We start from the raw sequence: 12,851 nt of genomic DNA on the forward strand, positions 1-12,851 counted from the left end.
TATCTAAGCGTTTCTTGGCATTACCGTGTTTGTGAATGCGAGCTTTATAGCAAAGTTTCTTAGATCGCGACTTAGCCTACACGAGTTACTCGCTTACAGTATGGTTGATTGAGACGAAGCAGCGTATTATTAGCTGTAATTAAAGGAGAATGCATGAACCTTCGTGATTTAGAGTATTTAGTGGCTTTACAAGAGCTGAAGCATTTTCGCAAAGCTGCGGAAAAATGTTTTGTCAGTCAGCCGACTTTGAGTGGTCAGGTTGCCAAGTTAGAAGAAGAGTTGGGCTTGTTGTTGATCGAGCGAACTTCTCGCAAGGTGATTTTTACGCATGCTGGCGATGAGTTGGCTGCTAAGGCCCGACAGATCCTGCTCGAGGTAAAGGGCCTTAAAGATATGGCGAAGAGCTTTCAGGCACCAATGGCTGGCCCCTTACATATGGGCTTAATTCCTACTTTGGCGCCGTATTTATTGCCGCAAATAGTGCCACATATTCGTTCTGAATTTACCGATATGGCCCTGTTTCTTTATGAGGAACAAACACATATCTTGTTGCAACGCTTAGAGGATGGTGATTTAGATTGCCTGTTGTTGGCTTATCTTCCTGAAATGGAACGTTTTGGTTCGATCGATTTATTTGATGAAGCGTTAGTGCTCGCCATGCCTTCTCAGCATAAGTGGCAGCATCAGGCTCACATTGAATTGACTGAATTAAGAGGCGAGCAATTGTTGATGCTGGAGGATGGCCATTGTTTGCGTGATCAGGCCATGGGTTACTGTTTTGCGGCTGGGGCGAAAGAAGATAACAGTTTTAAGGCGACCAGTCTTGAGACTCTAAGACATATGGTGGCTGCGGGCATGGGGATCACTTTATTGCCACAGCTGGCTATCCCTCTGGAAACTGAGCAAAATGGCATTTGTTATCGCCATTTTAGCGCTCCTGAGCCGAGCCGACGGATTAGCCTGTTATATCGTAATAACTCGGTACGTCGACCCTGCTTTAATCAATTAGCCGCCCTGATTAAGCGGCATACTCACTTTGATTAAAATAGTTCGTCTTCAGCATCAAAGACTGAACCACTGCTCGGTTTAACATACTCGCTAGGTTCAGTTCCTTTTTCAAAGTATTCGAATCGAGTCGTGTAATCGCTGGCGGTGGTTAACAAGCCGCTGGCGCGGTCTATCCGCACCGTACTTATATTTTTAGGGATTGACCAAGGTTGTTCAGGGATCCCTTCTAAGCCTACTTTCATGAAGTCAATCCAAGCGGGTTGCGCAGTTCTGGCTCCAAACTCTTTCCCTGTGACTTGATCTTTGCCTAAATTAGCATTGTATGAGGCTTCACCTAATTCGCGATTGAAATCGTCAAATCCTATCCAAGATGTGACCACTAAGCCGGGGCCGAAGCCCGAAAACCAAGCGTCTTTGGCATCATTGGTGGTACCTGTTTTACCGGCAATATCGTGTCGTTTTAGCTCTCTTGCTGCACGCCAACCTGTGCCATTCCAACCTGTTTTATGTGCCCAACTTCCTCCGCCCCAAATGACGCTATTCATCGCTTGTGAAACCAAAAAAGCATTTTGTGAACTAATAATTCGTGGCGCCAAGTCTTCTGTTTCAGCAAATGAAATCGCACATTGTTTTAGTGGATCGCCAGTTTGTTCAAGTAGCTCATCTAAGTTTGGCGCATGATTAATAATCTCATGGCAATCATCACAGGCGACTTTCGGTAACTGCTGGAAGAGCACATGGCCTTCGCCATCTTCTATTCGGTCAATAAAATAAGGACTGACTAAATAGCCGCCATTGGCAAAAGAGCCGTAAGCACTCGCCACTTGCATCGGAGTTAATGACGCTGAGCCTAGAGAAAGTGATTCGTTGCGGGGGAGCTCATTCGCAGGAAAGCCAAATTTGGCTAAGTGTGAAATCATCGTATTGATGCCTAGGTCGCGCATTAAACGCACCGAAATAACATTTTTAGATTTTGCCAATCCCACTCTCAAACGGATCGGACCATCGTAAACTGGCGGTGAATTTTTGGGACGCCATGCGACGCCCATCGCCTGATCCCAGCGATTAATTGGGGCATCATTTTCTAAGCTCGCTAAGGTCATACCATGTTCAAATGCGGCGGAGTAGAGGAAAGGTTTAATATTGGAACCCACTTGCCGGCTGGCTTGAGTCACGCGGTTAAATTTACTCTGATTAAAGCTAAAACCGCCAACCAGTGCTTCTATTGCACCATCCAGCGGAGAAATCGCAATCAGTGCCGCGCCAGCATCTGGAAGTTGTGATAGTTGATAATGAGTCAACTCTGATTTTTGGGCTTCGCTGTTGTTTGGCGCAGTTGAATCACTACTTGAGTCTGGACCCGTTTCAGCGCTTACTTGGTTAAGGGCGACAACCCAAATAATATCTCCAGCAGTGAGCACTTCAGTGGCTGTTTTAGGCGCCGGCCCTTGCCGGGTATCACTAATAAAACGGCGAGCCCACTTCATATTATCCCAGTCGATCACCCCCACTTCCCCTTGTTTGGTCACGATGGTCGCTTGCTGTTCGGTGACCGATATCACCGCTGCAGCGACAAGTTCTCCATAGTTAGGAAAGTTGGCTAATTGTTCACTGATTTGTTGAGGCTCCAAGGCGGGCTGTCCGGGTTTCCATAGCTGGTCTATTGCTCCGCGATACCCATGTCGTTGGTCATAATTTAATAGGTTTTTGCGCAATGCTGAGGTGGCCGCATTTTGCCGTTTAGCTGTAATGGTGGTGTATACATCCATGCCGGATATGTAGGCGTCTTCACCAAATTGTTCAAGGATCTGCTGGCGGACCATTTCTGCAAGATAGGGAGCCGGTAACGTAATTTCTGCACCATGGTAGGATGCAGTAATTGGGGCTTGATTGGCTTCATCGAAGCGAGCCTGGTCAATATAACCGGTCTCTAGCATTCTTCCTAAGACTACTCTTCGGCGATCACGAGCGCGTTCTGGTGAACGAATTGGATTGAGTGCAGAAGGGGCTTTCGGCAGCCCTGCAATGATCGCGATTTGGGCGAGAGTTAATTGGTCTACCGTTTTGCCGTAATAGACTTGCGCAGCGGCTCCAACGCCGAAGGAACGGTAGCCTAAAGAAATCTTATTAAGATATAGCGATAAAATTTCATCTTTTGATAGCTGTTGCTCAATCTTAAGGGCTAAGAAAATTTCTTTTATTTTTCGAATATAGGTTTTTTCACGACTTAAAAAGAAATTTCGGGCAACTTGCTGGGTGATGGTACTTGCTCCTTGGCTTTTCTCGCCAGTTGCAAGTAGATTAACCGCTGCTCGGGTGATACCGATCGGGTCAATGCCTGGGTGAGAATAAAAACGCGCGTCTTCGGTGGCAAGGAAGGCATGAATCATCTCATCAGGGATATCTTCAATGGCTAAGGGGATCCTTCTTTTTTCTCCAAATTGCGAGATTAACTCGCCGTCGGCACTGAATACTCGCATCGGCGTTTGCAGCTGGATGTCGCGCAGAGTGCTTACGTCTGGTAACTGCGGCGCGACATAAAAATACAGTGCGGTGACTGCGACTAAGCCGAGGCTAGAACCTAAGAAAATTAAAAATAACAGTCTTTTAAGCCATTTCATTACTAAAGTTGTACTCTGTATCGAAAGAACCGTCGATTATATCGTCAAATTGTGACCTGTTTCGACAACTTTCTTAAGATCTATTAGCGTATAGATCAATTACTAGTTATTCTTTATCTACAGGTAACTGTTTAATTTAAAAAGATAGTTGGCGGGTCATGATACTAGGGATAGGTAAAAAGACATCGGCTGCGTTGTTAGGGATAGATTTCGGCTCTGCTACCATCAAAGGTCTGCTACTCTCAAAATCTGCTCAGGGGTTTAAAGTAGAGGCGGTTGCGGAGGTCGTTACACCAACTGGCGCACTGGTCGATAATCAAGTCGTTTCTCCAGAAGAGATTACGGCGTCTTTACGCGAATTAAAAAGAAAATTTCCTTCCCGTAATCGTCAAGTGGCGACTGCTGTCGCAGGTAGTCACGTGATTACCAAAATCATATACATGGACAATAGTTTGTCCGATTTGGAGCTAGAGACTCAAGTTGAGCTTGAGGCCGAAAACTCAATCCCCTTTCCTATTGATGAGATCAGCCTTGATTTTGAAGTCCTCGGTAGTAACGAAAGTGATGCGAATCGTAACAATGTATTATTAAGTGCGGCACGTACCGAAGCGGTTAGCATTCGCGCCGAAGTATTGGCAAATGCTGATTTCGAAGCCAAAATTGTTGATGTTGAGTCGCATGCCTTAGGCCGAGCTTGGCATTATTTATTGCATCATCAAGAAGATGAATTTGACGATAGCAAAATCATTGGCTTGGTCGATATAGGTGAATCCACGCTCAATTTTGCTATCCTCAATAAAGGTGAAGTGGTTTACAACCGCGCCCAAAACTTTGGCGGTGCCCAATATACACAGCAAATCGCTAGTTTTTACAGCTTAAGCCTGGAAGAGGCGAAAGAGATGAAAATTAGTGGCCGTCTACCCGAGAACTATGAAATTGATGTTTTCGCCCAGTTTGTTAGCGGGGTCATTCAAAACGTTCGTCGGCAAGTGTCGCTATTTTTGAGTTCTAGCGGATATAAGTCTTTGGATGCGCTTGGCGTGAGCGGCGGTAGTGCTTTGTCTGACGAATTAGTGTTACAGATGCAGAATGATTTAGAACTGCCAGTTATCAAGGCTGAGCCTTTCAATCATTGCCAGTTTGATCGTTCTGTTGATCCCGACGGATTACGCCGCGATGGAGGGAAGTATATGGTGGCTTTGGGTCTTGCTTTGAGGGGTTTTGATAATGTCTAACATTAACTTGCTTCCATGGCGGGAAGAGCTCAAGGCAAAACAAAGGCGTGATTTTTGGCTGAGTTTGGGGGTCGCCGCTGGCCTTACCTTATTCGCTTCATTTGGGGTGCAAAACTATTATACGAGTCTGCAAAATAAGCAACTTGCGCGTAATCAGTATTTAGAAACTGAAATAGCGGTCCTCGACCAGCAAATTGGTGAAATACGTAAAATAAAAGAGCAGAAAAAAAGCTTAAATGAACGAATCAGCTTGATTCAGAAGTTGCAAGAAAGTCGTAATGTTCCAACCAAAATATTCAACATCCTACCATTGATTTCGCCAGCCGGAGTTTATCTGGATAGCTTAACTTTTCAAAATTCCTTGATTAGCCTCGATGGGAAGAGTGAAGCCAACTATCGAGTCGCGAGTTTAATGCGCAATATTGAGCAAAAAACTTGGTTAGGCAGCCCCAAGATTAGTTCCATCGTCGCTTTATCGAACAAACAAGCGGATATGGAGCTGAGTAAGTTTCAACTTGAATTCGTCGTTAAGTTGGGTCTGCCAAGTGAAAAAGTCGGAGCTAAGTAATGGATTTACAACAGCTTAATGAATTAGATTTAGAAAGCATCGGTACTTGGCCTCGGCCTGCAAAAATAATATTCATTGGTCTCATTTGTGGCTTGATTGCAGCAGGATTTTATTACGTTCAAGTATCAGATGAACAAACCAAGTTGGCTCAATTTGAAGCACAAGAACAAGAGTTACGTAGCAAATTCGAAATTAAAGCTGCTTTAGCAAGTAACTTGCCTGCTTATCAGGCGCAAATACAGCAGATGCGAGATGCCTTTTCCTCTTTGCTCAAACAGCTGCCCGAAAAACATGAGATCCCAGGTTTGCTAGACGAGTTGAGTTTTATCGGTATCGATAATGGCTTAGAGTTTCACCGTATTAACTGGGAGCCAGAAGTTGAACGTGAGTTTTCAACTGAGTTACCGATAAAATTAGAAGTGAGTGGAACTTACCACCAGTTGGGTGGTTTTGTGAGTGCCGTTGCCGCTTTACCGCGAATTGTGATTCTCGATGATATTTCGCTGAAAAAACAAAAAGACGGCGCAGTTTTAACGATGGCGATGTTAGCGAAGACCTACCGTTATAAAGAGAAAATAGAGCCTAAGGATAAGTAATGAGAGCAATCATATTAGGGCTAAGCTTGCTTACATTATTTGCTTGTGGGGGCTCCAAAGATGATTTACAGCAATATGTCATGCAAGTGAAAGCGCGTAAGGTTTCGGTGAAACAAGATGTGCCAGAAATTAAGCCTTTTGAGCATCTTGCTTACCAGGCCGATAACCTAAGAAACCCTTTTACGAGCCCTGTTCCTGAAGCGGAAGCGATTGCTCTAGCCTCTGAAAAGGAATGCTCTTTAGCACCGAATTTTGACCGTGAGAAACAACCACTCGAACAGTATTCTTTGGCGAGTCTAACGATGCGCGGGATCATGGGGGATGGTGCAAACCTATGGGCCTTAATTGATGTTCCTAGTGGTGAATTGTATCGAGTGAGAGAAGGTAATTTTCTAGGCTTGCATAACGGTATTATCATAAAAGTTAGTCAGCTCGGTTTAGATATTAAAGAAGTCGTTTCTGATGGTGAAGGCTGTTGGAATGAGCGAAATACTCAGCTTTTGCTTTCGAAAGTGGAACAATAGGATAAATGGCATGAAGGGAAGAATGCTGCAAGGTATCTGCAACAGTAGCTTAATATTCGCGGGGCTTTTCTGTTATGCAGCTCAAGCTTGGGCTAACGCCCAGTTAATTCAGCTGAATACCAACCCGATGATTAAAGGCGCGGTAGAAATTGAATTACTATTTGATGCGCCTATCGAGCAGGTAAATGATCACCTCGAATACTCTCCTAATCAGTTAGTGATTGACGTAGCAAATGCCAGCTCCGCACTGAAGGTTAATCCTTTGATTATTGGCCGAGGTGGGGTGAAACAAGTACAAAGCTTACAGACAGAGTCTGGTTTACAACTCGTTTTGGCCTTGGAAAGCTTAGTTCCATATCAAGTACAACAAGACTCTAAACGGCTGCTGATTAAGTTAGGTGCGCTGCCTACTACTGCCACCGCAAGCAATTCTAAGTCTACAACGGTTAACAATGCTTTTGAAACCGCCAGTCGTGTTGAGCATGCTACGATCAATCATATTGAAGGCATCGATTTTCGGCGGGGCAAAGGTGGAACCGGCCAGCTGATGATTGATCTGAATAATCGCTCTATCGCTGCCGATATTAAACGACGCGATAATAGTTTGATTGTCGATTTTTATAATACCGATATTGCCGACGAAAATGTTTATGTGATGGATGTGAATGACTTCGCAACCCCAGTCGATAATGTTGAAGTCTTTAAAGATGAGGCGAAGGTGCGTTTAGTCGTGACGATTAACGGGGCTTTTGATTATCGTTATGATCAATCAGGAGAACTGTTTCTGGTTGAAGTTAAACCTTTGCAAGCGGAAGAAGTCGCGAAAGCTGCGTATCAGGGCAAGCCCATTTCTCTAAATTTTCAAGATATTCCAGTACGTACCGTGCTGCAATTAATTGCTGATTTTAATCAATTAAATCTAGTCACAACGGATTCCGTGGTTGGTAATATCACCTTGCGCATGGATGATGTTCCCTGGGAGCAAGCTCTCGATATAATTTTGAAAGTAAAAGGTTTGGATAAACGCCTTGATAATAATGTGTTGTTAATTGCGCCTGCGGCAGAGTTGGCTGAGCAGGAACGACAACAATTAGAAAGCGCTAAGCAAGTTGCCGATTTAGCCCCTCTGTATTCAGAATATATCCAAGTGAATTACGCGAAGGCTTCTGACTTATCGGCCTTGCTTAAAAATGAGCAGGCGTCGATGTTATCCGAGCATGGTTCGGTGAGTGTGGACGAGCGAACCAATACCTTGTTGGTAAAAGATACCGAAGACTCGCTAAGCGATATTAAGGCGATGATTAAGAAATTGGATGTCGCGGTTCAACAAGTTGTGATTGAAGCACGGATGGTTACGGTACTTGATAGTGTCAGTGAAGAGCTCGGTGTACGCTGGGGGGTGACTAATTCGGGGTCAGTCGGTGGTAGCACTGGGATTACAAGCGGAAGCTTAGAAGGTGTTGATAGCGTCGTCTCTGGCGACATTCCAGCCTTGGACGATCGCCTAAATGTTAACCTTCCGGTCACTGATGCCGCAGGCTCGATTGCTTTTCAAGTGGCTAAGCTCGCGAATGGACAAATTCTCGATCTAGAATTGTCTGCCTTGGAGCAAGAGAATAAAGGCGAAGTGATCGCCAGCCCAAGAATTACTACCGCCAATCAAAAGGCGGCCTACATTGAGCAAGGTCGAGAGATTCCTTACGTAGAAAGCTCGTCTAGCGGGGCAACGGCGGTGACCTTTAAAAAGGCGGTGCTAAGTCTTAAGGTGACTCCGCAGATTACCCCAGATGGGAATGTTATTTTGGACTTAGTCATTACCCAAGATTCCGAAGGTGAAGCCGTTGCTACCTCTACCGGGACAGCGATTGCCATCAATAAACAGGAGATTGGAACTCAGGTCTTGGTGAAAAACGGCGAAACGATAGTCTTGGGGGGGATCTTTCAGCAGCAAACAACTGACTATGTGAAAAAAGTTCCGATATTGGGCGATATTCCGGGTTTAGGTGTATTGTTTAGAACCACGACTCAAAGCGTAGAAAAAAATGAATTATTGATTTTTGTTACCCCAAGGATCCTGGTTGATAGTCTCTAGGAAAATCAGAGTATCGGGTTTAATCTGAGTCAATCGTGGTTGAAGGTGATTTTGCGGTTGCCAAAGTCCCCTTCATGCTGAGATAATCGCGCCCTGATCTTTTTACTAAGGTTGGTACATTAGGTGCCCGCATTGCGGGGAGAAAATAGACAAAGATAAATTTGAAGAAGCATGGCTGAGAAACGAAATATCTTCCTTATAGGACCGATGGGTGCTGGGAAAAGCACCATTGGTCGTCATTTAGCACAGCAATTACATTTGCAGTTTTACGATACAGATCAAGAGATTGAACGCCGTACTGGCGCGGATATCGCTTGGGTATTTGACGTAGAAGGCGAAGCTGGTTTTAGAGTCCGAGAAGAAGGGGTTATTGATGATCTGACCCAACTTCAAGGCATCGTATTGGCCACCGGAGGTGGTTCAGTCATTAGTAAAGAAAACCGTAATCATCTTTCTGCTCGCGGCATAGTGGTTTATCTAGAAACGACCATTGATAAGCAGTTTGCTAGAACACAACGCGATAAACGTCGTCCTTTATTACAAAGTGATGAGCCAAGAGAGGTCTTGGAAAATCTAGCTGAAGAACGTAATCCGATGTATGCAGACGTAGCTGACTATACGGTTAAAACAGATGATCAAAGTGCCAAAGCAGTGGCTAACCAAATTATTGAACTTTTAGGATTCTAAGCTAATCATGGAATGTTTAACAGTTGCTCTCGGTGAGCGTAGTTATCCCATCACTATCGGGCAAGGACTAATTAGTCAGCCCGATTTTTTTACTTCTGCTATTGCTAGTAAAAAAGTAATGGTTGTTACAAATACTACGGTCGCGGAACTCTATTTAGAGCCTCTGTTGAAGGGTTTGAGTGCTTTTCAAGTGGATGTAGTTAGTTTGCCCGATGGCGAGCAGTACAAAAACTTGCAGACACTTGATCTTATTTTTTCTGGATTATTGGAAAAACAACATAGCCGTGATACCACCATTGTTGCCTTAGGCGGCGGCGTGATTGGGGACATGGCTGGATTTGCTGCCGCTTGTTATCAACGGGCGGTTCCTTTCGTACAGGTACCAACCACTTTATTATCGCAAGTTGACTCATCGGTTGGTGGTAAAACCGCAGTGAATCACCCTCTCGGTAAAAATATGATCGGTGCTTTCTACCAACCAAAGGCGGTACTGATCGATATTGATTGTTTAGCGACCTTGGATAAACGTGAGTTATCAGCGGGCATGGCCGAAGTAATCAAGTATGGCATTATTTATGATGCTGACTTTTTCACTTGGTTGGAGAATAATCTTGATCCGTTGATGCAATTAGATGCAGTATTAATGACTCAAGCAATTGCTCGTTGTTGCGAAATTAAAGCCGAAGTTGTGGCTAAAGATGAAACCGAGCAGGGGATTAGAGCTTTGTTAAATCTAGGTCATACCTATGGTCATGCGATCGAAGCAGAGCAAGGTTATGGCGTTTGGCTACATGGCGAAGCAGTTGGGGCGGGAATGGTGATGGCTGCCGAAACCGCTGAGTTAGTTGGAATGCTCTCTCAACAGCAAGTACAACAGATCCGAACTTTGATTAAACGTGCCCAGTTACCGATTGCTCCACCGGCAGATATGGGGGTTGCGCAATTCCTACCTCACATGTTGCGCGATAAAAAAGTACTAAATGGGAAACTTCGTTTAGTATTACCGAATGCTATCGGTTCAGCAGAAGTTGTTGATACGATTACTGAAAATAATATAGAAACAGTTATTCATCGATTTCAATAAGGCTATTTGAATGGTGAGAGTGCGGCCTGATGCCGAGTTTGCGCAACTGCAAAGCCAATTACGTTTGCGCGATAGACTGATCACCCAAATTCGTTTTAGTGCCAAGCTCATTTGTATTACTGGCAGTGTGGGCTCGGGTAAATCCTTTATCGCCAGTGGGATACTCGAACGTGCTCAGTTCGCGAATCATGCCTTAGTGACTGCCAGCGATAAAGACGATGGCTCTCGCTTGCGTCGAGAACTGCTACAACAGTTATTACATGATCCATTGTTTAACCAAGATGATCCTTTATTTGATAGCTTTAAGCGCAATGTACAAGAAACCAATGCTCCGTTAGTGATTATGATCGATGATGCCCATCGATTAACGACAGAATTACTAAGAGAGTTGTTGGAGTTTTATCAACATTACAATCAGCTATACCAACATTCCTTATCGTTACTGTTATTCGCAGAAGCTAGCAATAGCTTTAGTGCTCAGTTGGATGTGTTGAGCGCTGATATTCTGTATTTTGAGGTTCCCTCACTGAGCGACAATGAGTCTTTTGAATTGGCTTCATTGTTATTTAATCGAGCCGAGTATGTTGCGGAGTTTGAAAATCAACAAGCAATCGAACAACATATAGCATCGGCGAAAGGAAACCCTCGTCTTATTTATCAATTTGTCGATCAAATCGTTACTGGAGATATCCCCATGTCGGAAGCTAGTGCTCCTAATAGAAAAAAACTTTATATCGCCATTGTTGTCGTATTGTGCGCAGCAGTCGCTGGTTTACTGGTTCAGTTGGTCAACGACTGGGGTAAAGAGGATAAGGGAAATGATAGCCGTATTGCCTTGGCTCTTATGGAGGAGCCGACTTTAGCCAATGGCTCTACTCCGGCCGAAGAATTCGCATCGGCGCAAGCGAATTCCAGTTCTAGCACTCAAGTCGATACCGCTAAACTACCTTCGTTAGATGTTGCGACAGAAGTTGATTTAACCGCACAAAGTCAAGCCAAGCAATTACGAGTGGTGGTTGAGGATGATGTCGTGAGTAAGTTGTTAGCGGATCAGGGAAAAGCCGAAAACCAAGCTAAGCCTGACTTGACGAGCAACATTAATGATAGTGAGAACTTGTTGGTTGAGCCACAACCATCAACAATATCGACCGATAAAATTGAGCCAGCCGATGTGACGAAAGAAGTTCCAATTCAGTTGACCGATGTGAAGTCTTTGCTTCAAGCTAAACCAGCGAAACATTATACTTTACAGTTAATGGCGTTGAAAAATCGAGAAAAAGCCGAGCAATTTGTTTCTTCTCGCAAATGGTATCATGAGGTATGGGTCTACCATTCATCGGCTAATCCAAATGTGCCTTATAAAATCATTTATGGTGATTTTACGACGCGGGAGCAGGCTCAAGCTGCGCGTCTCAATTTGAAAAAGCAGAATCTGGATTCTTTGATCAAGCAATTTAGCCAAGTTCAGTTCGAATTAACGGAATCGTGATGACGCATCTTCGAGCCTTTTTTCAGTGGGTAGATCATTTTGGCGAAACAAGGCAGAAGACTGATTTGTTGGTGTGTCAATTATATTTAGCTGAAGGTCATCTGTGAGTCGTAATATATCTTCAGTTAATCGTAAGTCTCCGTTGAAGTGGGCTGGTGGCAAGAAGCGCATTGTTGATGAAATCAAAGTGAATCTTCCATCTACTGGAAAGAAGCGTTTGATTGAGCCATTTGTAGGTGGCGGTTCGGTGTTTCTTAATTTTGAGTTTGATGAATACCTATTGGTGGATACTAACCAAGATCTCATTAATCTGTTTGGGTTCATCAAAACGCAGCCGGATAGATTTATTAAGGAAGCAGAAAACTTCTTTATTGGTAACCATAATCATCCCGATTTTTACTATCAGCTGCGCGAGCAATTTAATCAATCCACAGATCCATATGAACGCTCATTACTCTTCGTCTACTTAAATCGACACGGTTATAACGGGCTATGTCGTTATAATAAAAGTGGGGGATTTAATGTACCTTTTGGACGCTATAAGCGGCCTTACTTTCCTCGAGAAGAGTTTATCGAATTCTCTAAGGTCGCTCAGCGTGCATCATTTGTATGTGGTGATTTTGAACAGGCATTTCTCGCTGCGGGTGAACATGATGTTGTTTATTGTGATCCGCCTTACTCGCCAATTAATCGAACCTCGAACTTTACTGCTTATGCTGGAAATAAGTTTACCGATGATGACCAACGTCGTTTAGTTGAATGCGCGCTGAAAGCGAAGCAGCGTGGTGTATCTACACTTATATCAAACCACTTTACCGACTTCACTCAGGAGCTATATGCTGGCGCTGATACACTTAGCTTGTTGAGTGTTCAACGTAATATTAGCTGTAAGGGAAGTGTGCGAGGCAAGTCTAAAGAGGTTATGGCGCTTTATTCGGGAAGCTAGG

The 12,851-nt window shown here is 44.2% G+C and carries 11 protein-coding genes; 10 read left to right on the top strand and 1 reads right to left on the bottom strand.

What is annotated here, in order from left to right; all coding sequences use genetic code 11:
- The first annotated feature begins 153 nt into the window (after positions 1 to 153).
- Positions 154 to 1,044: a DNA-binding transcriptional regulator OxyR gene (oxyR, locus tag ACRRSW_RS02540; protein WP_432454734.1), complete on the top strand. Its 891-nt coding sequence runs from the start codon at positions 154 to 156 to the stop codon at positions 1,042 to 1,044.
- Here oxyR and ACRRSW_RS02545 read toward each other — a convergent pair.
- Positions 1,041 to 3,629, bottom strand: coding sequence for a penicillin-binding protein 1A (locus ACRRSW_RS02545; RefSeq protein ID WP_432460779.1), 2,589 nt, complete (start codon positions 3,627 to 3,629; stop codon positions 1,041 to 1,043). The genes oxyR and ACRRSW_RS02545 overlap by 4 nt on opposite strands.
- Before the next feature lie 158 nt (positions 3,630 to 3,787).
- Here ACRRSW_RS02545 and pilM point away from each other — a divergent pair, with 158 nt between their 5' ends.
- From pilM to ACRRSW_RS02590, 9 genes are all read left to right on the top strand, one after another.
- The gene (gene pilM / locus ACRRSW_RS02550) at positions 3,788 to 4,864 is read left to right on the top strand and encodes a type IV pilus assembly protein PilM (RefSeq protein ID WP_432454732.1); all 1,077 of its coding nucleotides are present in this window, start codon (positions 3,788 to 3,790) and stop codon (positions 4,862 to 4,864) included.
- Positions 4,857 to 5,432, top strand: coding sequence for a PilN domain-containing protein (locus tag ACRRSW_RS02555; RefSeq protein WP_432454731.1), 576 nt, complete (start codon positions 4,857 to 4,859; stop codon positions 5,430 to 5,432). Before pilM ends, ACRRSW_RS02555 begins: the two co-directional genes overlap by 8 nt.
- Positions 5,432 to 6,028 carry a type 4a pilus biogenesis protein PilO gene (locus tag ACRRSW_RS02560; protein WP_432454730.1) on the top strand — a complete coding sequence of 199 codons (597 nt, stop codon included), beginning with the start codon at positions 5,432 to 5,434 and terminating at the stop codon, positions 6,026 to 6,028. The genes ACRRSW_RS02555 and ACRRSW_RS02560 overlap by 1 nt, the downstream gene beginning before the upstream one ends.
- Complete coding sequence (locus tag ACRRSW_RS02565) at positions 6,028 to 6,552, top strand: pilus assembly protein PilP (protein WP_432454729.1); 525 nt, start codon at positions 6,028 to 6,030, stop codon at positions 6,550 to 6,552. The genes ACRRSW_RS02560 and ACRRSW_RS02565 overlap by 1 nt, the downstream gene beginning before the upstream one ends.
- A 10-nt stretch (positions 6,553 to 6,562) precedes the next feature.
- Positions 6,563 to 8,644 (top strand): type IV pilus secretin PilQ, encoded by a 2,082-nt coding sequence (pilQ, locus tag ACRRSW_RS02570; RefSeq protein WP_432460780.1) that lies wholly within the window; start codon positions 6,563 to 6,565, stop codon positions 8,642 to 8,644.
- A 171-nt stretch (positions 8,645 to 8,815) separates the two neighbouring features.
- Complete coding sequence (gene aroK / locus ACRRSW_RS02575) at positions 8,816 to 9,331, top strand: shikimate kinase AroK (RefSeq protein WP_432454727.1); 516 nt, start codon at positions 8,816 to 8,818, stop codon at positions 9,329 to 9,331.
- A 7-nt stretch (positions 9,332 to 9,338) separates the two neighbouring features.
- Complete coding sequence (gene aroB / locus ACRRSW_RS02580) at positions 9,339 to 10,415, top strand: 3-dehydroquinate synthase (RefSeq protein ID WP_432454726.1); 1,077 nt, start codon at positions 9,339 to 9,341, stop codon at positions 10,413 to 10,415.
- 10 nt (positions 10,416 to 10,425) lie between these two features.
- Positions 10,426 to 11,904 carry an AAA family ATPase gene (locus ACRRSW_RS02585; RefSeq protein WP_432460781.1) on the top strand — a complete coding sequence of 493 codons (1,479 nt, stop codon included), beginning with the start codon at positions 10,426 to 10,428 and terminating at the stop codon, positions 11,902 to 11,904.
- A gap of 103 nt (positions 11,905 to 12,007) precedes the next feature.
- A complete protein-coding gene (locus ACRRSW_RS02590) occupies positions 12,008 to 12,850 on the top strand; it encodes a Dam family site-specific DNA-(adenine-N6)-methyltransferase (RefSeq protein ID WP_432460782.1) in 843 nt (280 codons plus the stop codon).
- Position 12,851: the final 1 nt, after the last annotated feature.

Origin of the sequence: Agarivorans sp. QJM3NY_25 (assembly GCF_050870875.2) — a bacterium.
Taxonomy (GTDB): Bacteria; Pseudomonadota; Gammaproteobacteria; order Enterobacterales; family Celerinatantimonadaceae; genus Agarivorans.

What these genes read in the sequence shown, in the direction of transcription:
- oxyR (WP_432454734.1), top strand. Translation starts at nt 154, where the DNA reads ATGAACCTTCGTGATTTAGAGTATTTAGTGGCTTTACAAGAGCTGAAG.
- ACRRSW_RS02545 (WP_432460779.1), bottom strand. Translation starts at nt 3,629, where the DNA reads ATGAAATGGCTTAAAAGACTGTTATTTTTAATTTTCTTAGGTTCTAGC.
- pilM (WP_432454732.1), top strand. Translation starts at nt 3,788, where the DNA reads ATGATACTAGGGATAGGTAAAAAGACATCGGCTGCGTTGTTAGGGATA.
- ACRRSW_RS02555 (WP_432454731.1), top strand. Translation starts at nt 4,857, where the DNA reads ATGTCTAACATTAACTTGCTTCCATGGCGGGAAGAGCTCAAGGCAAAA.
- ACRRSW_RS02560 (WP_432454730.1), top strand. Translation starts at nt 5,432, where the DNA reads ATGGATTTACAACAGCTTAATGAATTAGATTTAGAAAGCATCGGTACT.
- ACRRSW_RS02565 (WP_432454729.1), top strand. Translation starts at nt 6,028, where the DNA reads ATGAGAGCAATCATATTAGGGCTAAGCTTGCTTACATTATTTGCTTGT.
- pilQ (WP_432460780.1), top strand. Translation starts at nt 6,563, where the DNA reads ATGAAGGGAAGAATGCTGCAAGGTATCTGCAACAGTAGCTTAATATTC.
- aroK (WP_432454727.1), top strand. Translation starts at nt 8,816, where the DNA reads ATGGCTGAGAAACGAAATATCTTCCTTATAGGACCGATGGGTGCTGGG.
- aroB (WP_432454726.1), top strand. Translation starts at nt 9,339, where the DNA reads ATGGAATGTTTAACAGTTGCTCTCGGTGAGCGTAGTTATCCCATCACT.
- ACRRSW_RS02585 (WP_432460781.1), top strand. Translation starts at nt 10,426, where the DNA reads ATGGTGAGAGTGCGGCCTGATGCCGAGTTTGCGCAACTGCAAAGCCAA.